We start from the raw sequence: 21,020 nt of genomic DNA on the forward strand, positions 1-21,020 counted from the left end.
ATTCTTCCTTGTCAGTATCTCAAATAACTTGCGCCTTTAGCGGGGTGCAAATGTAAAACGTTTTTTCTTACTACACAAACTTTATTTTGATATTATTTTTGAAGAAAATCTCCGCTGTAATATCTCAATTCGTAGTCAGTAAAAAGTAGAACGTGTCGCTGTTGCGGGTGCAAAAATAGTCACTTTATTTACATAAACAACCCTTTTTATTGCATTATTTCAATCTTTTTTTTTAATAAATTCTTAACTCTTTGGAAACCTTAATCTTGTGAACACTTTACACTATTGTCTTTTTAGCCTTTTACATCGCTTTCGATCGGTTTCTTAGGATTTACGTGGGGTATTTGCTTTTACTCTACTCCTCTTTCTTGCTTCTGGTGGGATTTTACGAGAATATGTTGGGTATTAACTTTTAACTCTTTTAAAACTTCACTCTTTTTATTGGGTTTTGAGAGGTTTCTTTGTCACTTTATAATAATGCTAGAACTTCGAACTCGATTCAGTTAATTTTACTGCTGTATTTACTCCTTATATATAGGTCGCAGAAACTTGCTTGATCTGGAACACAAAATTTAAGCAGAATAGCTAAATCCTAGCCCTGGTAGCAGCGGCATCCTTCTATTGCTTTTTTTAAGCAATAGAAGATACAGCGAATGACAGGAAATAGCTCCTAAATATAAAAAAACTTCCTATACCTATATATAAAGGGACATGTTGAAACATAAATATAAAAACTAACCTACATATATATTGTGTGGATTTTTGTAATGAAGTATATTTGCATTCACAAAATTAAAGACAATGATTAAGATTACTTTGCCCGACGGGTCGATTAAAGAGTTTGCTTCTGGCGTAACTCCGATGGAGGTTGCTAAAAGCATCAGTGAAGGATTTGCAAGAAACGTGATTTCGGCATCTTTTGATGGTACAACAATTGAAACCGAAACTCCATTGACGACCGACGGTAGTCTTATATTATATACGTGGAATGACGCAGATGGTAAAAAGGCATTTTGGCACTCTACCTCTCACGTTATGGCGCAAGTATTGGAGGAATTGTTTCCTGGAGTTAAATTAACTCTTGGACCTGCAATTGCGAATGGATTTTATTATGACGTGGATTTTGAAGATCAAAAAATTACTGATGCCGACTTTAAAAGAATTGAAGATCGCGTATTGGAAATTTCTAGAGGAAAACATGAGTTCAAAATGCGTCCGCTTAGCAAAGCAGCAGCATTAGAAATGTACAAAGACAACGTATACAAGACCGAAATGATTTCCAATTTAGAAGACGGAACCATTACATTTTGCGATCACGATACGTTTACCGATTTATGTCGCGGTGGTCATATTCCGAATACGGGAATTATTAAAGCAATGAAAATTATGAGTGTTGCAGGCGCTTATTGGCGTGGTGATGAAAAAAATAAGCAATTAACTCGTGTTTACGGAACGTCGTTTCCTAAGCAAAAAGATTTAACTGAATATTTGGCATTACTTGAAGAAGCAAAGCGACGTGACCATAGAAAACTTGGAAAGGAATTAGAATTGTTTGCTTTTTCTCAGAAAGTTGGACAAGGTTTACCATTGTGGCTACCAAAGGGAGCTGCTTTGAGAGAACGTTTGGAGCAATTTTTGAAAAAGGCACAAAAGAAAGCAGGGTACGAACAAGTGGTTACTCCACATATTGGACAAAAGGAATTATACGTAACTTCTGGCCATTATGCGAAATATGGTGCTGACAGTTTTCAGCCGATTACAACACCGCATGAAGGAGAAGAGTTTTTATTAAAACCGATGAACTGTCCGCATCACTGCGAAATATACAATGTGCGTCCATGGTCTTACAAAGACTTACCGAAACGTTACGCTGAATTTGGAACCGTATACAGATATGAACAATCGGGTGAATTGCATGGTTTAACTCGTGTTAGAGGGTTTACTCAAGATGATGCACATATTTTTTGTACTCCAGATCAATTGGACGAAGAGTTTAAAAAAGTAATTGACTTAGTGCTCTATGTATTTGGCTCTTTAGGATTTGAAAACTTTACAGCGCAAATCTCATTGAGAGATAAAGAAAATAGAGAAAAATATATTGGATCTGATGAAAACTGGGAAAAAGCAGAAAATGCTATCATCAGTGCCGCAGCAGACAAAGGTTTAAATACGGTTATAGAATATGGTGAGGCTGCGTTTTACGGACCTAAACTTGACTTCATGGTTAAAGACGCCTTAGGAAGACAATGGCAATTAGGAACGATTCAAGTAGATTATAATTTACCAGAGCGATTTGAGTTAACTTATAAAGGTGCTGATAACGAATTACACCGTCCAGTTATGATTCATAGAGCGCCGTTTGGATCAATGGAACGCTTTATCGCTATCTTGCTGGAACATACTGCAGGAAATTTCCCGCTTTGGCTGATACCGGAACAGGCTATTATCTTGTCTTTAAGCGAGAAATACGAAATTTATGCCAAAAAAGTTTTAGATGTGCTAGAAAATCACGAAATTCGCGCCCTAATTGACAACAGAAATGAGACCATAGGCAAGAAAATTAGAGATGCAGAAATGCAGAAATTGCCATTTATGCTGATTGTAGGTGAAGAAGAGGAACGAAATGGAACGATTTCTATTCGTCGTCACGGTCAAGAAGGAAAAGGGAATATTACCGTTACAATTGAGGAATTTGTCGCAATTGTAAATGAGGAAATAAATAAGACATTAAAAGTATTTACAGTTTAACTTAAATTATAAAGCCATAGCAATAAGAAGCAACAGAGGTTATCAACCTCGCGTAGAAAAAAAAGATGCCCACAGAATTAATAACAATATTCGTGGTCTACAAGAAGTACGTCTTGTAGGGGAAAATATAGAGCCTGGAGTTTTTAAACTTTCAGAAGCATTGAGACTAGCCGATGAATTCGAATTGGATTTAGTTGAGATTTCTCCTAATGCAGAGCCGCCAGTTTGTAAAATCATGGATTATAAGAAATTTATCTACGAGCAGAAAAAGCGTGATAAAGTCTTAAAAGCGAAATCGACCCAGGTAACTGTAAAGGAGATTCGTTTTGGTCCACAGACTGACGAACATGATTATGAATTTAAGAGAAAGAATGCTGAGAAGTTCTTGAAAGAGGGTTCTAAATTAAAAGCGTTTGTATTCTTTAAAGGTCGTTCGATTATCTATAAGGATCAAGGACAGATTTTATTATTGCGTTTGGCAACAGATTTAGAAGAGTTTGGTAAAGTTGAAGCTATGCCTGTTTTAGAAGGAAAACGTATGATTATGTTTATTGCTCCTAAGAAGAAAAAATAAGCTTTTGGCTATTAGCCTTTAGCAATAAGTTATTAGCGAAAAACTACTAGCTAAAAATATAAGTAAGTAAGAATAAATTAAAAAACACTAGGAAAAATGCCTAAAATGAAAACCAAATCTAGCGCCAAGAAACGTTTCAAAGTTACTGGTTCTGGAAAGATTAAAAGAAAGCATGCTTTTAAAAGTCACATCTTGACTAAAAAATCTAAAAAACGTAAATTAGCTTTGACACATTCAGCGTTAGTTCACAAAACAGATATGAAAAGCATCAAACAACAATTAAGAATTATATAATTTAGTACTCGGTCGTCAGTATGTAGTAAGCAGTTTTAACTGAGCACTACTATCTGAAAACTGAATACTTTTTTTAAATTCTTTAGGTTAAAACAATTTAAATATAACCTTGGAGTATGGCCAATAAGTTCTCTTGATTTAATTCGGGACGCCTACTACAAAAAAAACAATAATATTATGCCAAGATCAGTAAATTCGGTTGCTAAAAGAGCAAGAAGAAAAAAGATAATGAAGCAAGCCAAAGGTTACTTTGGTAGACGTAAAAACGTTTGGACAGTTGCTAAGAACGCGGTTGAGAAAGCAATGTGCTATGCTTACCGTGATAGAAAACAAAACAAAAGAAATTTCCGTTCATTATGGATTCAACGTATCAACGCTGGAGCTAGATTAGAAGGAATCTCTTATTCTCAGTTTATGGGTAAAGTAAAGACTAGCGGAATCGAATTGAACCGTAAAGTACTTGCTGATTTAGCAATGAATCACCCTGAGGCTTTCAAAGCAATACTTAATAAAGTAAAATAAACGTTTTATCAACTCAATTTAGATTACTTACTTATAATAGAAAACCCAGTCGAAAGATCGGGTTTTTTTATGTCTAAATAGTTCTGAGTTTTTATACTGTATTCGTATAATTGCTTATTTTCGTACTATGAGAGTAGCCCCAATCTTTTTCTTATACTTGCTATTTATTTCCCAGCTATTATTGTCATGCAATGGAGATAGCGAAAAACTACCTGTATCAAATGAAGCAGTAGCATCGAAAGAGTTGCTAGCTTTAATTCAAATAGGAGATAGCTTATACGATTCACAAAAATTTGATAGTTCCTATTACTATTTTACCAAAGCTAAATCGATTGCCTTAAATGAGAAAAATATAAAAAAAATAGTATACTGTATTTTTAACATGGCTGATATTAATCAAAAGCAAGGAGATTATATTTCTAGCGAATCAGCAGCAACTGAAGCACTACCTTATCTAAAAGAAATAAAAAATCCAAACTATGCTTGGAATATCTACGTGATCTTAGGAGTAAATTATCTTCATAAATACGATTATAACAAATCATTACTATATTATGAGAAAGCTTATCAACTTAAAACTGATAAACTTCGAAAATTAAACACGCAAAATAATAAAGCAGTCGTCTACATGGAGCAAGGTAGTTATGATAGTGCCATAGAGATATTTGACTATTTATGCGTACAAAACGAAATACAAACAGATCCTGAATCATATGCACGTATTTTAAATAATCTTGGTCTTTGTCATGAAGCTAATGATCCTAAAAAAGCACTATCATATTATAGGCGATGTTTCAATATTTATAAAAGTACAAATAATGAATGGGGCTTAATTGGAAATTACGTAAATCAATCTAAGCACTTTCAAAAAACAAATCGAAAGCTTTCAAAACATTACGCTAGTAAAGCGTATGAACTAGCAACCAAGTGGAATTCTTCTAATGATCGAATGAATGCTCTTATAGCATTAATCCATAGCTCTACAGGTACCGATCTAAAGAAGTATAGTTTAAAATATGTAGCGTTAAATGATAGTATTACAAAGCAGAAGCAAATAGCAAAAAATCAGTTTGCAAAGGTAAAATACGATTCGAGCCTAGCTAAGAGAGAAAATGAAATTCTCAAAAGTCAAAAAATCACCGCACAGTTAGAATTAGAGCAAGAAAAATATAAAAAATTACTTTCCTATCTCCTTATTACATTGGTCCTTATTATATCTATTGTGATCTATTACTATTTACTATATCGAAGCAAAATAGAGAAATCAAAAGCCATTTATAAATCTGAAACGAGAATTTCTAAAAAACTACACGACGAATTAGCTAATGAAATTTACCAAACCATAACGATGGTTGAATCTAAAAATTTAGCATATAAAGAAAACAAAGAAGAATTATTAAATAATTTAGACATAATTTATTCTCAAATCAGAAACATCTCTTACCAAAATAGAATTATAAATACAGACGAAACGTTTGCCGAATTTTTAAAACAGATGATTAATACTTATAATTCATCTGCTATACAAATTATAATGAAAGATTTAAATGTGATAAACTGGAATAACATCTCAGCGGCGCAAAAAATTACAGTTTACAGAGTACTTCAAGAACTTCTAGTAAATATGAAAAAACACAGTCACAGCTCTTTCGTAGTTATTTCATTCACAAGTTTAGCTACAGAAATTAAAATTGACTATTGCGACAATGGAATCGGCATTAATCCTGAAAAAATAAGCAGCAAAAACGGACTAAAAAATGCAGAAAACAGATTAAAATCGATAAAAGGAAGCCTATCCTACAGTTCAATTTTAGACAAAGGTTTTAAGGCATCAATCACATTTCCAACAACATAAAACATGTATAAAAAAGTTTTGGTCGCTGAAGATTTAGATACAATTTCTCTCACAGTTAAGCAAGCACTTGAATCTATAGATATTTCAAATATTGACGTAGCCAAATATTGCGATGATGCTTTTCTAAAAATTAAAAAAGGAATTACAGATAATACTCCTTATGATTTACTGATTACTGACTTGTCCTTTAAAAAAGACCATCGTGAAACTAACTTACATTCGGGAGAAGACCTACTTGAAGCTGTGAAAAAAATTCAACCCGATATAAAAACAATTGTTTTTTCAATCGAAGACAAATCATATTTAATTTCGAAATTACATACCCAGTTGAAAATTGATGCCTATGTAATGAAGGGACGAAATAGTATTGAGAATTTAAAGCAAACAGTACATAAATTATACCATCAAAAGGAAATAAAAGTAACACTAGCTAAGGGATCTATTGGATTAATTGAAATTGAACGGTACGACGTATCGTTGCTAAAACTACTCGCTAACGGACTTAGCATTCAAGAGATAAGCAGTGAATTCAATAGACAAAATTGTATCCCAAACAGCACGAGTAGTATTGAAAAAAAGATCAATAAACTAAAGATTTACTTTAAAGCCACCAATAATGTCCATTTGATTGCATTAACAAAAGACCTAGGAATAATCTAAAAAAATTTACGCACCTTACGGTTTCCCGTAAAAAAAAACCAGTTGCGAGTGATATGTTTGCAAAAACATGTTGATTATGCGTTTCAAAAATACACTATTCAAAAGATCATTACGTAAAATAGCCAATAAATTAAAGACTGAAAAATCGAAAGTAGTTTTAAAAACCATACTACTAACTTTTATTTTATCTTATGCTACTGCATTAATTTGTGCTAAAACAGGAATAATTGAAATCGAATGGCAGTTATTATTTGTACCTGCGATAGTAGTTTTACAAATTATAATTATAGTGACTGCGTTTAAAGATCGTTATAAAAAAATATAAAATAAAAATTAAGTCTTCTGATTCTTCTTGCGAGCAGCAGGAAATAATACATTATTTAAAATCAAACGATATCCGGGAGAATTGGGGTGCAAATCTAAAACAGTTGGAGGATCCCCAACTTTATGCTGAAAATCTTCAGGATCATGTCCACCAAAGAAAGTAAACATTCCTTTTCCTTTTTGACCATGAATGTAACGCGCCTCGCCATTAAGTTCACAAGTTCCCATAACTAATACATTTGATTTCACTAGATCAGAATTAAATGAAGTTGTCTGTCCCATAAATCCTTTTACTAACTGGGTGTGGTTTTGACAAAGCATACTCGGAATAGCATCCCATTTTGCTGAGAACTCCATTAAAGTAAAATAATCTTTTTCCATCGGGATTCTGCGCTGTAATGTCATGTCAATATTCGAAAACTCATATTGTTCAGGCCGTCTTTCTAAGGTAAAATCTTTAAAAGCAAAACTATTCTGAAAATTTAATTTTGATTGATAGTTGGGCTCACTTGCGTCTCCATCAAACATTGCTTCGCAAATATCTACTCCATCTGCAGCTAATGCTATGTCAAAACTATCCGTCGCAGAACACATGGCAAACATAAATCCACCACCAATTACAAAGTCTCTAATTTTTTTAGCAACAGCTCCTTTTTCATGTGCAACTTTGGAGTATCCTAAATTTTTAGCGAGTATTTCTGCAGCAGCTTTTTGTTCAATATACCAAGGGATATTTTTATATGCAGAATAAAATTTACCATATTGTCCTGTAAAATCTTCATGATGTAGGTGCAACCAATCATACATTAATAATTGGTCACTTAAGACTTCTGAATCGTACACAGGTGTAAAAGGAATTTCAGCGTAAGTTAAAACCAACGTAACAGCATCGTCCCACGGCTGTTTTCCTTGCGGCGTGTATACTGCAATTTTTGGTGCTTTTTCTAAAATAATTGTTTCCATGTTTTGAGATGGACTCGCAATTTCTTCTAAAATTAAATTAACTTGGCTATCGCTCAAAATTTCATAGCTTACTCCTCTAATTTGGCATTCTTTCCGAATCTCTTCAGAATCTGGCAATAAAAAAGAGCCCCCACGATAATTAAGTAACCAACTTGCTTTGTACTGGTTGTTCAAACACCAATAAGTGATTCCGTACGCTTTTAGATGATTTTGTTGTGAAGACTCATCCATAGGTAATAACACAAAAGAAGCGCTTACTTTTAAGGAGCAAAAAAACAAAAATAAATAGAAGTAAAGACGTAATGACATAACAACTTAGTTTATAGCTCAAAGATAAAAAACTAACGGAAAGATCAATCATTATACTGCAAAGACCGTAAAGAAATAAAGCGACAAATTAAAAACTAAAATATTCTATATTTTAACATGTGTATTCTTAAAACGGGTAAAAACACGCATCGAAATCAAGGAAATTGACACTAAATTTGTAAATAGAAAAACCAAACTATAAATAAAAATCACGATGATGGAATCAAAAAATTACGACAATCAACCTAAAGGACTAGGTTTGATTAAAAAAATTGGTGTTGGAATTTTAGTACTTATGATAATTGTTTATTATATTTTATCGATAAAATTTTTATTAAGTTAGGAAAATTACATGTCAATTAAAGCCAACCTATTTTGAATGGCAAAAACTACCAGTCCAGCAATATTTTTAGACTCGGTTTTTAACAATAGATTCGTTCGATGCCCCTCGACGGTTCTAGGACTAATAAAAAGAATTTCGGCGATTTGAGCTGTATTTTTCTGTTCGCAAATCAATTGCAATACTTCAATTTCTCGGGGAGATAAAAAAGCTGCATCTAGTTCGGACTTTGCATTTTTTTTCATCAATTCTATTTCCTTCAAAATTTTTAATACTTTTTCGTTATAATAAAAACCTTTATCTGCAACCTGTCGTATTGCATAAAGTAATTCTTCTGGTTTTGCGTTCTTGAGAACAAATGCAGCAGCTCCTACATCAATCATATTGGCTACAAAAGAATGCGAATCATAACTTGTTAACGCAATAATTTTAGTATTAGGATATTTTTTGTGTAAAATTTTGGTAGTTTCAACGCCATTAAGCACGGGCATCTTAAGATCAGTAAGAATTGCATCTGGTTGTTCATCCGTATTATCAAGATAATCTAGCAATTCTTTTCCGTTAGAAGCCTGAAAAACTACTTGAAAGTCTTCTTCTCGATCTAACATAAATTTAATTCCTTGACGAAACAAAATTTCATCATCTACCAAAACAACTTTAATAACGTTTTTCATATTTGTTTTTTGAGGTCAGCAATACATTAATTGTTCAAAAAAAAATACAATAGAAACGGATTTAGGGGAAACGTCAATATCGAATTTGGTTGCAGAAAAGTACAAAAAATATGTTACATTTAGCTACAAAAAACACCTAAAATGTGAAATTAACTCTCGTTCCTTCACCTCTAGCCGATTTTATTTCCAATGTCCCATTTAAAAAGCGTACTCTACTTTCGATGTTTTTGGTACCAAGACCTTTTTGATTACTTGACAAATTTGTATCAAAACCAATACCATTATCGGTATAAATACAAGAATAAAAGTTATCGTTTTCTCGTAAAGTAATACTAATAAAAGTCGCCTGACCATGACGTACAGAATTATTAAGTAACTCTTGTAAGATGCGAAACACATGCAAATCATTGTGTAAATTCTTAAAATCAAAATCAACAACATTATTATATTCAATCTTTACTGACCTACTACTTTCGAATTCTAAACAAAGCTCTTTGATACCTGCGTCTAAACCGAATTTTTCGAGAACAGGTGGCAATAAATTGTGAGCAATTTTACGCGAACTATCTAAAGCCTTGTTCGTTAAATCAATAATAATACTGGTAATCTCTTTTTGCTCGGCCGGTGATAAGTTCGGAGTGCTTAATAAATGACAATTTAACTTAACTACATTAAGTTTAGAACTAATATCATCGTGCAAATCTTGTGCAATACGCTTTCGCTCAGTTTCTTGCGTAAGAATAACTGCCTTTAATTGTTGGTCTTGATACTCAATAATTATATTCTTTTTTTCCATTTCTTTTTGATTGATTTTTTTTCTCGAAAAGTAGAAAAAAACAACTATTGCAGCTGCAACAAGCATAAAAAAGACAGAGCTGAATAAAATTATAAGCACAATGTCTTTCTCTGGAATTAAGCTAAGCTTTGCGGAGACTTGTAGCATCAAATTTTGTTTGTTATAGAAGAGAATCAAAATATTAATTTATTTATTTCTACTTGTTTAAAAAAAATATAAATTTATAGGTATCGAATTTAAGAACTTAAAAATTAATTGTTTTTTTCTCATTTTTTTTTGAAAAAGTAACCATCCATTCGTAGCAATAAAATAATTGCAAAACAATTACTAGTAAAGCATTTAGCTGCCAGCTAAGATATTTAATATCAGGACTTAAATTCTGAGTTAAATTCCCAATCAAGTACAATACGGTACTAGATAGCAAATAAATTACAATACCAACTGTTACATAATAATACGATTTATCAGTGCCAAGTTGGTTGTACAAATGAATTAAAGCATAACAAATCAATAAAGCAGCTGTAAGTGTAATGGCGAATAAGTTGAACTGAAACAGTAGTTGAGTATCGCGCCAATTTTGTACAATGATTGCCCCTACCGCAGCTACTAAAGTATACCCTATAAAATTTTCTTGTTCTCTGGTTTTCGAAAAAGATTTAAAAAACAAACTTAGTAAAATAAAGTTCCCTAAAAAGAATATATTTACCACTACTAAGTTATGAAAACCTAACTGATACAGTACTTCCATCGTAATTTGCATTCCAAGACTAAATATTAAATAACCTATAAAAAAAATATTAGCTTTTCGTCTGTATAAAAAACTAAAATTATATAAAATAAGATTAATAAATAATATTAAATATCCACTATATATTAAGAAATCTGCCATTAATATATGTGAAATTAAAAGGGTGGACTTGGGCGTGTACCATTATAAACTTCTTCTTCGTCTCCATCTCCTTGTCCTTTTGCTAAATTATAATTTAATGTTTTTCTTCCATAAACATCTGTATACTGCCCGCTTTTTTCGTCTTTATCTGCTCCTACAAAAAATAATATTTTTTCATCTTTATCATTTATGCCGATATAAGCGCGAATTGCCTCAGTCTTTAAAGCCAGGACATTTTCTAAACTTTCTCTGGGTATTAAAAAAGCTTTCATCTTGTTTTTAGCATCACCTACAGTGGTATCGCCGTCATACTTTTTTTCCCATTCTTTGGCAGTCGCTAAAGAAATTTTAATAGGCCCTGGAAAGGTTTTGTCATCCATAAATATTATTTTTATAATTAGTTAATAGTATTAACTTTATTAAATTCAAGAATGCTAAACTACTAAATTAATTTTCACCTTCGGATTTTTTCCTATTACTTAATTGATTAAAAACAAAAAAATCTTTGCAAATAACTAATTTGCAAAGATTTTTTATGCTAATTCAATTTTAACTACTTAAAAAGGTACGTCGCTGTCGTCATCATCGTCGTTAAAATTACTACCAAAAGCTTCGTTGGCAGATGGTAAATTTTTTGTAATAAATGTATTTTCGTCTGCGTTCATTTTAGAGGGTAAATCATCGTAACCACCAGTAAAGTCTTCTAGGTTATCAAACTTTCCTAAATTACCAATAAATTTCAAACGAACATTTTCTAAACTACCGTTACGGTGTTTTGCAATGATAAACTCAGCTTGTCCAGCAGTCGGCGATTGTTCGTCGTCATCCCACTCCTCAATTTTGTAATATTCTGGACGATAAATAAACGATACAATATCGGCATCTTGCTCAATTGCACCCGATTCACGAAGGTCAGACAACAAAGGTCTTTTGCTCGAACCACGCGTTTCTACCGCACGCGATAATTGTGACAAAGCAATTACAGGCACGTTTAACTCTTTTGCTAGAGCTTTTAAGTTTCTAGAAATAGTCGAAATTTCCTGTTCACGGTTTCCTCCACCTTTTCCGTTTCCTCCCGCAGTCATTAATTGCAAGTAATCAACAATTATTAGTTTAATTCCGTGTTGTGAAGCTAAACGTCTACACTTGGCACGTAAATCGAATATAGAAAGTGAAGGTGAATCATCAATAAATAAAGGTGCTTTCTCCAAATCTTTTACTTTGGTACTTAGTTGCTCCCACTCGTGTTTCTCTAATTTCCCAGTCCGTAATTTTTCTGAAGACAATCCAGTTTCCGATGAAATTAAACGGGTAATTAACTGAACTGATGCCATCTCTAGTGAGAATACAGCCACTGGATGGCCATAGTCAATCGCCACATTTCTTGCCATAGAAAGTACAAAAGCAGTTTTTCCCATTCCGGGTCTTGCGGCGATGATAATTAAATCACTCGGCTGCCAACCTGATGTAATTTTGTCTAATTTTTCAAATCCAGTGGCTATACCACTCAATCCTTCTTTACCAGCAATTTCTTCAATTCGCTTTTTAGCTTGTAAAACTAAACTTTGAGCGGTTTCTGAACTTCGCTTAACGTTTCCTTGCGTTACCTCGTATAATTTGGTTTCCGCTTGATCTAATAAATCAAAAACATCGGTAGTTTCATCGTAAGATTGCTCAATAATTTCCGACGAAATTCGAATCAAACTGCGCTGAATGAATTTCTGCAATATAATACGAGAGTGAAACTCAATATGCGCAGACGATGCTACTTTTTGAGTCAGCTGGATTAAGTAAAAATCGCCACCCGCGACGTCTAATTTTCCGTTCTTTTTAAGCTGAGCTGAAACGGTTAACAAGTCAATGGGCTGGGTTTCAGTAAAAAGCTGCACAATGGCTTCAAAAATATGTTTGTGTGCATCTTTGTAAAAAGCGTCGGGTTGTAAAATATCAATTACGTCGTCTACTCCTTTTTTATCAATCATCATTGCTCCGAGCACAGCCTCTTCTAAATCAAGTACTTGTGGCGGAAGTTTTCCTTTTTCTAAATTAATAATGGTGGTTTTGTCTACCTTGATAGGACTTATATTCTTGAAGTTTTCCATAAAGCGAAAATAGCGAATTTTAAAAAATTACAGCTATTGAGTTGTTAGAATTAATTGTTTATAAATAACCTTTTATTGTTGATAACCAAAAAAAAATCCGAAACTATAAGGCTTCGGATTTATACTGAAATTATACGATTTTACTCTTTATATTCTCCCATACTAGTGTACTTGTCCATTCTTTGGGCGATCAGCTCCTTTGTTGATAAGTCTTTCAATCCAGCATATGCTTTAGTGATGTATTGGGTAACGGTTTTGAATGTAGTTTCTCGATCAAAATGCGCCCCACCTAACGGTTCTGGAATTACATCATCGACCAATTTTTGTCTTTTCATATCAGATGAAGTCAGCTTTAAAGCATCAGCAGCTTTCTCTTTGTACTCCCAGCTTTTCCATAAAATAGACGAACACGATTCTGGAGAAATAACCGAATACCATGTGTTTTCTAGCATGTATACTCTATCACCTACTCCTATTCCTAATGCTCCACCCGATGCACCTTCACCCACAATAATGGTAATAATTGGCACTTGCAAACGAACCATTTCAAAAAGGTTTCGAGCAATTGCTTCCCCTTGACCTCTTTCTTCTGCTTCTAAACCTGGATATGCACCTGGAGTATCGATAAAGGTAACTACTGGAACACCAAATTTTTCTGCCATTTTCATTAAACGCAAGGCTTTTCGGTATCCTTCTGGATTTGCCATACCAAAATTTCGGTATTGACGTGTCTTCGTGTTGTATCCTTTTTGTTGACCAATAATCATATACGATTGGCCATCAATTTTACCTAATCCACCGACCATCGCTTTATCATCTTTAAAACCTCTGTCTCCGTGCAACTCTAAAAAAGTATCTCCACAAATGGCCTTAATATAATCAAAAGTGTACGGCCTATTTGGATGTCTTGATAATTGTACGCGTTGCCAAGCGCTTAAATTCTTGTATATATCTTTTTTTGTTTCTTCTAATTTTTTGCTAATCTGTTTGCAAGTAGGCGTCACATCTACTTCAGATTCTTTTCCAATGATAACACACTTTTCTAATTGCTCCTCTAACTCTTTAATTGGAAGCTCAAAATCTAAATATTCCATAGGATTTTTGAATTTTTAATTTTAATTCGAACCGCAAATATAAAAATATTATATCGTATGGCACGTTTAATTTGGGATTAAAGTTGGTAAAGTATCGCTTTAGTTACAGTTTCAGTTATAGTTTATCGTCTTTTTTATAATGCTTAATCACTCCGTTTAAAATTACGGTGATTACGATAATCAAAGCTCCGAAATAAAACTCAGTACTCATTTTTTCTTTTTCTCCAATTATAAAATAGGCCAGAACAATTCCGTATACAGGCTCTAAATTAGTGGTTAGCATGACTGTATAAGGAGTAAGCTTTTGCATCACCTTTACGGATGCCGTAAACGCATAAGCGGTACAGACCGAAGATAAAACCAACAACAAAAGCCAGTTTTCTAAAGTCATATTAAACATCATTAGATTAAGTTTTCCTTGTAAAAGAAGATAGATGGATATAAAGAAAACTCCAGCGCCAAATTCGTACAAAGTGATGACTGCCGAATCGTGATTGACAATCATTTTGCCATTCATTAAGGTAAATAAAACACCAAGAATGATTGAAGCCAATGCATAGTACATTCCGTTTAGATATTGTATTTCGACTTGCATGATCATTGCTAAACCTGCTATGATAATGAGACCGAAGAAAACTTCATACCATAAAATTTTTCTTCCATAGAATAAAGGTTCTAAAAGTGAAGCAAAAAAAGCACCTAAGGAAAAGATGGACAATGTAATTGAAACATTGGATACATGAATGGCTCGAAAAAAGAAAATCCAATGCAAGGCAATCAAAAGTCCGATAAACACCATTTTAAATGCTGCTCTAACAGACACCTTAAATGATTTACGTCGTCCTAAGATAAAAACTCCTAAAAAAACAGCAGCTAATAACATTCTGAACCAAACTAAAATTTCAGCGTCGATTGTAATTAATGCCCCTAAAACAGCTGTAAATCCCCAAATGAAAACAATGAAGTGGAGGCTTAAATAACTTTTAAATTTATCGTTTTGCATTGCGTAACAGGAAATAGCCTAAGATGGTATATAAAATATTAGGCAGCCAAACTGCCAAAAATGGTGAAAATGTTGACTTCTCGGCTAGAGTGCCAAAAATTTTATCGAAGAAAACATAAGAAAATGCAATGGCAATTCCGATAGCAAGGTTTGTTCCCATTCCACCACGACGTTTCATAGATGATACCGACACGGCAATTAAAGTCAATATAAATGCCGAAACTGGAATACTAAATTTCTTGTATAAAACGACCAAATAAGTATTAATATCAGACGAACCTCTAGCTCGTTCTTTGTCAATAAAATCGACTAATTTGCCATACGTTAATGTTTCTGCAATGTAAACTACTGGCGTTAAGTCTTCTAAATCAAAATTAAATGCTGCCTTTTTTTCAGGCTGTTTTTCAATTACATCATTTAACTCACCGACCGTTCTTTTTGTGTAATCATACAATGTGTATGTGCTGTCTTTTGGATTCCATTTAATTCGACTAGCAACAATTTTATAATCTAATTTTTCACCTTTAAATTTCTCTAATGTAAAATTAAAAGCGGTTTGACTGGATTCATTGTAACTGTTTACAAAAATAAATTCATCGTCGCTAATTTGTCTGTATACATTAGTATTATCGCCACGCATTGCCTCTTTCCCTCCACCTTTTAAATACGTATATCTAAAACTATTAAAACCTTCACTTGCAGCTGGAACAATAAAAAAGCCCATTAACAAGACAAAAATAGAAACGATTGTAGCACCAATAACATAAGGTTTTAAAAAGCGATTGAACGAAATTCCAGAACTTAAAATAGCGATAACTTCGGTGTTATTTGCTAGTTTAGATGTGAACCAAATTACTGACAAAAATAGAAATATAGGAAATAAAAGATTCGCAAAATAGATCGTAAAGTTATAATAATAAAGCGCAATAGCACTAATTGGAATGTCGTTCTCGATCAGTTTATTGACTTTTTCAGAAACGTCAATAATGATACCAATGGGTATAAACATAAATAACATTACCGCAAATGTGGCAAGATATCTTTTTAAAATGTACCTATCTATTATTGTTAACATCCCATAATGATTAGAAATTAGTAATTAATAAGAAGCCTTTGTCGTGTACTGAAAGCTGAAGTCAGAGTCTTACCTCTAACGCAACGCTTAAATCAATACATACTTTTTGGCTAATTACGACCCTTACAATCTTTGTCCCATTTTTTTAACCATCATTTCTTTCCAAGGTTTAAAATCACCTGCAATAATACGCTGTCTTGCCTCGCGAACCAACCACATGTAAAAACCTAAATTATGGATAGTCGCAATTTGTTTTCCTAGATATTCATTGGCCGCAAACAAGTGTCGCAAATAGGCTTTTGAATATTCAGTATCTACAAAAGTATGTCCCATGGGATCGACTGGAGAAAAATCATCTTCCCACTTTTTATTTTTAATATTGATAGTTCCTTCCGATGTAAACAACATTCCGTTTCTCGCATTACGCGTTGGCATCACACAATCAAACATATCAATTCCTAGCGCAATATTCTCCAAAATATTAATAGGTGTCCCTACTCCCATCAAATAACGGGGTTTGTCCTCTGGCAAAATTTCGCAAACTACTTCGGTCATCGCATACATTTCTTCAGCAGGCTCTCCTACTGATAATCCACCAATAGCATTTCCTTGTTGTCCTGAATTGGCTATATATTCTGCCGATTGACGACGCAAATCTTTGTACGTACTTCCTTGAACAATTGGAAAAAATGTTTGTTCATACCCATATTTAAATGGTAATTTATCTAAATGATTGATGCAACGATCCAACCAACGGTGCGTCATGTGCATCGATCTTTGTGCATATTTATAATCACATGGATAAGGCGTACATTCATCAAAAGCCATAATTATATCGGCTCCAATAGTACGTTGAATCTCCATTACATTTTCGGGTGTAAAAAAGTGGTACGATCCGTCAATATGCGATTTAAACTTTACACCTTCCTCCTTAATTTTTCGATTGTTCGAAAGGGAATATACTTGATATCCTCCAGAATCGGTTAAAATATTTCGATCCCAATTCATGAATTTATGTAAACCTCCTGCTTTTTCAAGAATTTCGGTCTGCGGACGTAAATATAAATGATAGGTATTTCCTAAAATAATATCCGGATTAATGTCTTCTTTTAACTCACGTTGATGCACTCCTTTAACCGAAGCTACTGTACCAACCGGCATAAAAATAGGCGTTTCTATAACTCCGTGATCTGTAGTAATGCTACCCGCTCTTGCTTTTGACAACGGGTCTTTTTGTAATAATTCAAACTTCATAATGTCGTTTTTCTCCCTGCTATTCGGGTTGGCAAAGATAGTTTAAATTCAAAATTACCGAATTAGAAAAGCTTAAATTTTAAAATTCTTTTAAAAACCGTGAAATATTCTTGAAATGTGAATGATACAACATCTTTTTTTAAATATATAACCACCACGTCTTATACTATTTGTACCTTGATAGAACAAACAAAGAAAATTAAAATAATGTAATTCCTTAAATAAAAGGGAGTTTTAAATATAAAAATTTTTATGAAAGATCAAGAACAACAATCCGATAAAGAAAGAGAAATTGAAGCGAATTTAAAGCAGTTAAATTATCCTGCAAACGAAGATATTTTCAATCAAGAAGACAAGGCTTCAAATATTAATCCCGAGAAAATTACGAACGATCAAGTAATTGACCAAAAAGAAGGAGAATGGAATGAGAATTCTTTCAACATAGACAAAGAGGAAAAACTTGGTGATGACTTAGACGTTCCCGGTGCTGATTTAGACGACCAGCAAGAAAACATTGGTAGTGAAGACGAAGAAAACAATTACTACAGCGAAGGCGATACTTTATAGAAGTAAAATTTAAAGCAAAAAATCGTCACTAATTTTCACTGGTATTTGAATTACAATTTATATTAGTATCAAATCTTATTATGATAGTATGCTTTTTTATTGAATTTAAAGTTCTAACCCATTATAACAATTGAATAACAATGATTAATAGTCTAAAAAAATTATTCGGCTTTGGACCTGAAGTAAATTATGCAGATTTAATTCAAAAAGGTGCCATTGTCGTAGATGTACGTAGCAAAGATGAGTATTCAAATGGTCACGTTAATGGATCTATTAATATTCCTGTTGGTTCATTGAGTAACAATTTGGCTCAATTAACAGATAAAAGCAAAACTATTATTACCTGCTGTGCTAGTGGAGTGCGAAGCGCATCTGCCAAAAACATTCTGAAATCAAATGGATATACATCGGTGTTCAATGGCGGAGGATGGAACAGTTTAAATACTAAAATTAAAAAGCAATCGTAGCTATTATACAGCATAAGAGATAGTTTCTAAACGATTGAAATAAAAACTAAAAGCCCGCAAATTGCGAGCTTTTAGTTTTTATAATCTATTTAAAATAATACTGTGTTTTAAATAGATTACAAGAATTTACTTTATTCTTCCATAGAAGGATAATCGGTATATCCTTTTTCTGTGGGTGTATAAAAAGTATTTTGATCCGCTTGATTCAATGGAGCATCTGCCTCAAAACGAGCTACTAAATCTGGATTAGCAATAAAAGGAACTCCATAAGCAACAAGATCTGCATATCCGTCTTCAATAACTTTAGTTCCTGTTTCTTTCGTAAATCCTTTATTAATAAGTAATGTTCCGTTATATAAGGGTCTAAAATGTTTAGCAACTTCCGTTACAGCAAAAGGAACGTCATCTACGGGCGTAAAAGGCTCCGTTAAATGTATGTAAGCCAATCCGTAATCATTCAAGCGTTTTACAATATATTCATGGGTCGGAATTGTCTCCTTATCTAACATCATGCCTTGTGCGTTGTGCAAGCTAGGATTTAATCGAACACCAACTTTACTGTAATCAATAATCTCTTTGAATGCATCTAAAATATCAAACAAAATTCGGGCTTTATTTTCCATTGAACCACCGTATTCATCTGTACGATGATTGGAACCATTAAAAAACTGTTGCAATAAATAGCCATTAGCAGCATGCAATTCTACTCCATCAAAACCTGCTTCGACCGCATTTTTAGCTGCATTTACAAAGTCTAAAACAGTTTGTCTAATATCTTCAACGGTCATTTCTTTTGGCACTACCGTATCTACAAAACCGTCGTTTGTATAGGCTTTTGCATACGGATTTAGTGCTGAAGGCGCGTGTGGTAAATCACCATGGTGCAAATCGGGATGCGACAACCTACCGGTATGCCATAATTGGGCAAATATTTTTCCTCCCTTGTCATGTACAGCTTTTGTAACTAGTTTCCACCCGTCAGTTTGCGCCTCGCTATAAATTCCTGGAACGTTAATAAAACCAACTGCTTTTTTACTAACAAAAGTTCCTTCGGTAACAATTAAGCCCGCTGTTGCTCTTTGCTCGTAATATTTTGCCGTAAGTGCTGTAGCGACATTTCCTTCGTTATTAGAACGACTACGCGTCATTGGCGCCATTACTATTCGGTTTTTTAATACACTTTTTCCCAGAGTGTAAGATTGAAATAAAACTGATTTACTCATATAATTCTGAATTAAAATTAATAATTTTTAAATATTTTACTTAATGACTTTCAAACCAATAGTTGTAAAAAAAGTCAAATAAGTTTGCAATGGCTCTTCATTATTCCCTTCAAAAACGAAACAATCATGGTTATCTTTATCTGATACAAACACGCAAATAATTTTCGAAAAAGTGAATAAATCCTGAAAACTATCTCGATATTCAGCTGCTTTATTCTTTTCCTCTTCAGCCATCAAAATAACTATACTTTTACCTGTAGCTACTTTTTTGATTTGGTGTATTAGATTCGCCTGCTCTAAATAATAGTTAGCAAGCACAATAATATCTGCTTCCCAACTTGCATTAATGGGACAGGTCATCACTTCTACTGTAGCATTTGGATTTTCTGAACGAAGTTGCAAAAACATCTTATTAACTACAGAAGCATCATGATCAAAAAGTAAGACTGCATTTTCTTCCGCAATTTTAGTTGCTAGTATGAAAATGTTCGCTACGGAAAGTCCAATTATTGCAACTGTTTTTCTATTAAACATCGTTTTTATTTACAAGGCAAATTTACAATGCGATAGCAAGAGATTCCGTTGATGTAAAGCAAGAAATTCTATTGATCTAGGTCAATCAAATTAGATTTGAGTACTAATTTGTTTGCGAATACGACTCAGCGTTTCGGGCTTAAGTCCAAGGTAGGAAGCAATCATATGTTGAGGAACACGATTTACAATGCCAGGATAAGCAATTCCTAAATTGATATATTTTTCTTTGCCCGTTTTGGTTAAGCTCATGTTTATTCTAGCTTGATTGGCGATATATGCATTTTGCAATAACAAGCGTTGGTACCGTTCAAACATCGGAATCTGGTACATCAAAGCTTCTCTTGCCTCTGTTGTGAGCAAAAGTAATTCTGAATTCTCTAACGCTTCAATGGTATAAATAGAATTACTATTGGTTAAAAAGCTAGACAAATCAGTAATCCACCAACCTTCAATTGCAAATTGTACGATGTGTTCATTTCCTTTTTGATCGATAGAAAAAGAGCGAAGTATTCCTTTTTCAACAAATGGATTGTAGATACACACGTCTCCTTCTTGTAATAAAGTCTGCTTTTTACGTAGCTTTTTAGGAATGAAATGCGCTTTACACAATTCCATTTCATCCTGAGTGAGAGTTACTTTTTCTTGAATACTTCTAAATAATTGTTCAAACATGGTTACAAGGTACTAAATACTTCATAATTCGTAAAAAACATTCGCATTCTAAAAAAATACAATACTTAATAACTATTAATA

At 33.3% G+C, this 21,020-nt stretch carries 22 protein-coding genes; 9 read left to right on the forward strand and 13 right to left on the reverse strand.

The genetic code is table 11. From position 1 onward, the window contains the following. Positions 1 to 801: 801 nt before the first annotated feature. From thrS to AP058_RS04695, 7 genes are all read left to right on the forward strand, one after another. Complete coding sequence (gene thrS, locus AP058_RS04665; protein WP_066307350.1) at positions 802 to 2,748, forward strand: threonine--tRNA ligase; 1,947 nt, start codon at positions 802 to 804, stop codon at positions 2,746 to 2,748. Positions 2,749 to 2,764: 16 nt separating this feature from the next. Further along, positions 2,765 to 3,322, forward strand: coding sequence for a translation initiation factor IF-3 (infC, locus tag AP058_RS04670; protein ID WP_369815133.1), 558 nt, complete (start codon positions 2,765 to 2,767; stop codon positions 3,320 to 3,322). Positions 3,323 to 3,418: 96 nt separating this feature from the next. Further along, positions 3,419 to 3,616: a 50S ribosomal protein L35 gene (gene rpmI, locus AP058_RS04675; protein ID WP_022827375.1), complete on the forward strand. Its 198-nt coding sequence runs from the start codon at positions 3,419 to 3,421 to the stop codon at positions 3,614 to 3,616. A 177-nt stretch (positions 3,617 to 3,793) separates the two neighbouring features. Continuing rightward, a complete protein-coding gene (gene rplT, locus AP058_RS04680; protein ID WP_066307354.1) occupies positions 3,794 to 4,138 on the forward strand; it encodes a 50S ribosomal protein L20 in 345 nt (114 codons plus the stop codon). Between the two features lie 127 nt (positions 4,139 to 4,265). Next, entirely contained in the window at positions 4,266 to 5,993 is a 1,728-nt protein-coding gene (locus tag AP058_RS04685; protein WP_082706582.1) for a tetratricopeptide repeat protein, read from the forward strand. Between the two features lie 3 nt (positions 5,994 to 5,996). Then, positions 5,997 to 6,653, forward strand: a complete 657-nt coding sequence (locus AP058_RS04690) for a response regulator transcription factor (protein ID WP_066307357.1) — start codon at positions 5,997 to 5,999, stop codon at positions 6,651 to 6,653. A gap of 76 nt (positions 6,654 to 6,729) precedes the next feature. Beyond that, complete coding sequence (locus AP058_RS04695) at positions 6,730 to 6,978, forward strand: hypothetical protein (RefSeq protein WP_157492618.1); 249 nt, start codon at positions 6,730 to 6,732, stop codon at positions 6,976 to 6,978. Between the two features lie 8 nt (positions 6,979 to 6,986). Here AP058_RS04695 and AP058_RS04700 read toward each other — a convergent pair whose 3' ends face one another. From AP058_RS04700 to tgt, 10 genes are all read right to left on the reverse strand, one after another. Next, positions 6,987 to 8,249, reverse strand: coding sequence for an asparagine synthetase B (locus tag AP058_RS04700; protein ID WP_066307360.1), 1,263 nt, complete (start codon positions 8,247 to 8,249; stop codon positions 6,987 to 6,989). Positions 8,250 to 8,597: 348 nt separating this feature from the next. Continuing rightward, a complete protein-coding gene (locus tag AP058_RS04705) occupies positions 8,598 to 9,263 on the reverse strand; it encodes a response regulator transcription factor (protein WP_066307362.1) in 666 nt (221 codons plus the stop codon). 136 nt (positions 9,264 to 9,399) lie between these two features. Further along, positions 9,400 to 10,059 carry a sensor histidine kinase gene (locus tag AP058_RS04710; RefSeq protein WP_231739528.1) on the reverse strand — a complete coding sequence of 220 codons (660 nt, stop codon included), beginning with the start codon at positions 10,057 to 10,059 and terminating at the stop codon, positions 9,400 to 9,402. 244 nt (positions 10,060 to 10,303) lie between these two features. Then, positions 10,304 to 10,819, reverse strand: coding sequence for a hypothetical protein (locus AP058_RS04715; protein WP_231739531.1), 516 nt, complete (start codon positions 10,817 to 10,819; stop codon positions 10,304 to 10,306). Positions 10,820 to 10,962: 143 nt separating this feature from the next. Next, the gene (locus AP058_RS04720) at positions 10,963 to 11,328 is read right to left on the reverse strand and encodes a hypothetical protein (RefSeq protein ID WP_066307365.1); all 366 of its coding nucleotides are present in this window, start codon (positions 11,326 to 11,328) and stop codon (positions 10,963 to 10,965) included. Between the two features lie 177 nt (positions 11,329 to 11,505). Continuing rightward, entirely contained in the window at positions 11,506 to 13,050 is a 1,545-nt protein-coding gene (gene dnaB, locus AP058_RS04725; RefSeq protein WP_066307366.1) for a replicative DNA helicase, read from the reverse strand. 140 nt (positions 13,051 to 13,190) lie between these two features. Next, entirely contained in the window at positions 13,191 to 14,144 is a 954-nt protein-coding gene (locus AP058_RS04730; protein WP_066307367.1) for an acetyl-CoA carboxylase carboxyltransferase subunit alpha, read from the reverse strand. A 115-nt stretch (positions 14,145 to 14,259) separates the two neighbouring features. Continuing rightward, positions 14,260 to 15,147, reverse strand: a complete 888-nt coding sequence (locus AP058_RS04735; protein WP_066307369.1) for a DMT family transporter — start codon at positions 15,145 to 15,147, stop codon at positions 14,260 to 14,262. Beyond that, a complete protein-coding gene (locus tag AP058_RS04740) occupies positions 15,134 to 16,222 on the reverse strand; it encodes an LptF/LptG family permease (RefSeq protein ID WP_066307370.1) in 1,089 nt (362 codons plus the stop codon). Before AP058_RS04740 ends, AP058_RS04735 begins: the two co-directional genes overlap by 14 nt. Positions 16,223 to 16,345: 123 nt before the next feature. Then, positions 16,346 to 17,476, reverse strand: coding sequence for a tRNA guanosine(34) transglycosylase Tgt (tgt, locus tag AP058_RS04745; protein WP_066307371.1), 1,131 nt, complete (start codon positions 17,474 to 17,476; stop codon positions 16,346 to 16,348). Positions 17,477 to 17,728: 252 nt separating this feature from the next. Here tgt and AP058_RS04750 point away from each other — a divergent pair, with 252 nt between their 5' ends. Both AP058_RS04750 and AP058_RS04755 read left to right on the forward strand, forming a co-directional pair. Further along, the gene (locus AP058_RS04750) at positions 17,729 to 18,043 is read left to right on the forward strand and encodes a hypothetical protein (RefSeq protein WP_066307373.1); all 315 of its coding nucleotides are present in this window, start codon (positions 17,729 to 17,731) and stop codon (positions 18,041 to 18,043) included. 140 nt (positions 18,044 to 18,183) lie between these two features. After that, positions 18,184 to 18,510, forward strand: coding sequence for a rhodanese-like domain-containing protein (locus AP058_RS04755; protein ID WP_066307374.1), 327 nt, complete (start codon positions 18,184 to 18,186; stop codon positions 18,508 to 18,510). Positions 18,511 to 18,641: 131 nt separating this feature from the next. Here AP058_RS04755 and AP058_RS04760 read toward each other — a convergent pair whose 3' ends face one another. From AP058_RS04760 to AP058_RS04770, 3 genes are all read right to left on the reverse strand, one after another. Beyond that, complete coding sequence (locus AP058_RS04760; protein ID WP_066307375.1) at positions 18,642 to 19,733, reverse strand: alkene reductase; 1,092 nt, start codon at positions 19,731 to 19,733, stop codon at positions 18,642 to 18,644. A 36-nt stretch (positions 19,734 to 19,769) separates the two neighbouring features. Further along, positions 19,770 to 20,267: a hypothetical protein gene (locus tag AP058_RS04765; RefSeq protein ID WP_066307376.1), complete on the reverse strand. Its 498-nt coding sequence runs from the start codon at positions 20,265 to 20,267 to the stop codon at positions 19,770 to 19,772. A gap of 90 nt (positions 20,268 to 20,357) precedes the next feature. After that, complete coding sequence (locus AP058_RS04770) at positions 20,358 to 20,939, reverse strand: Crp/Fnr family transcriptional regulator (protein WP_066307377.1); 582 nt, start codon at positions 20,937 to 20,939, stop codon at positions 20,358 to 20,360. Between the last annotated feature and the right edge of the window lie 81 nt (positions 20,940 to 21,020).

Origin of the sequence: Flavobacterium sp. TAB 87, from assembly GCF_001529295.1 — a bacterium.
GTDB lineage: Bacteria > Bacteroidota > Bacteroidia > Flavobacteriales > Flavobacteriaceae > Flavobacterium.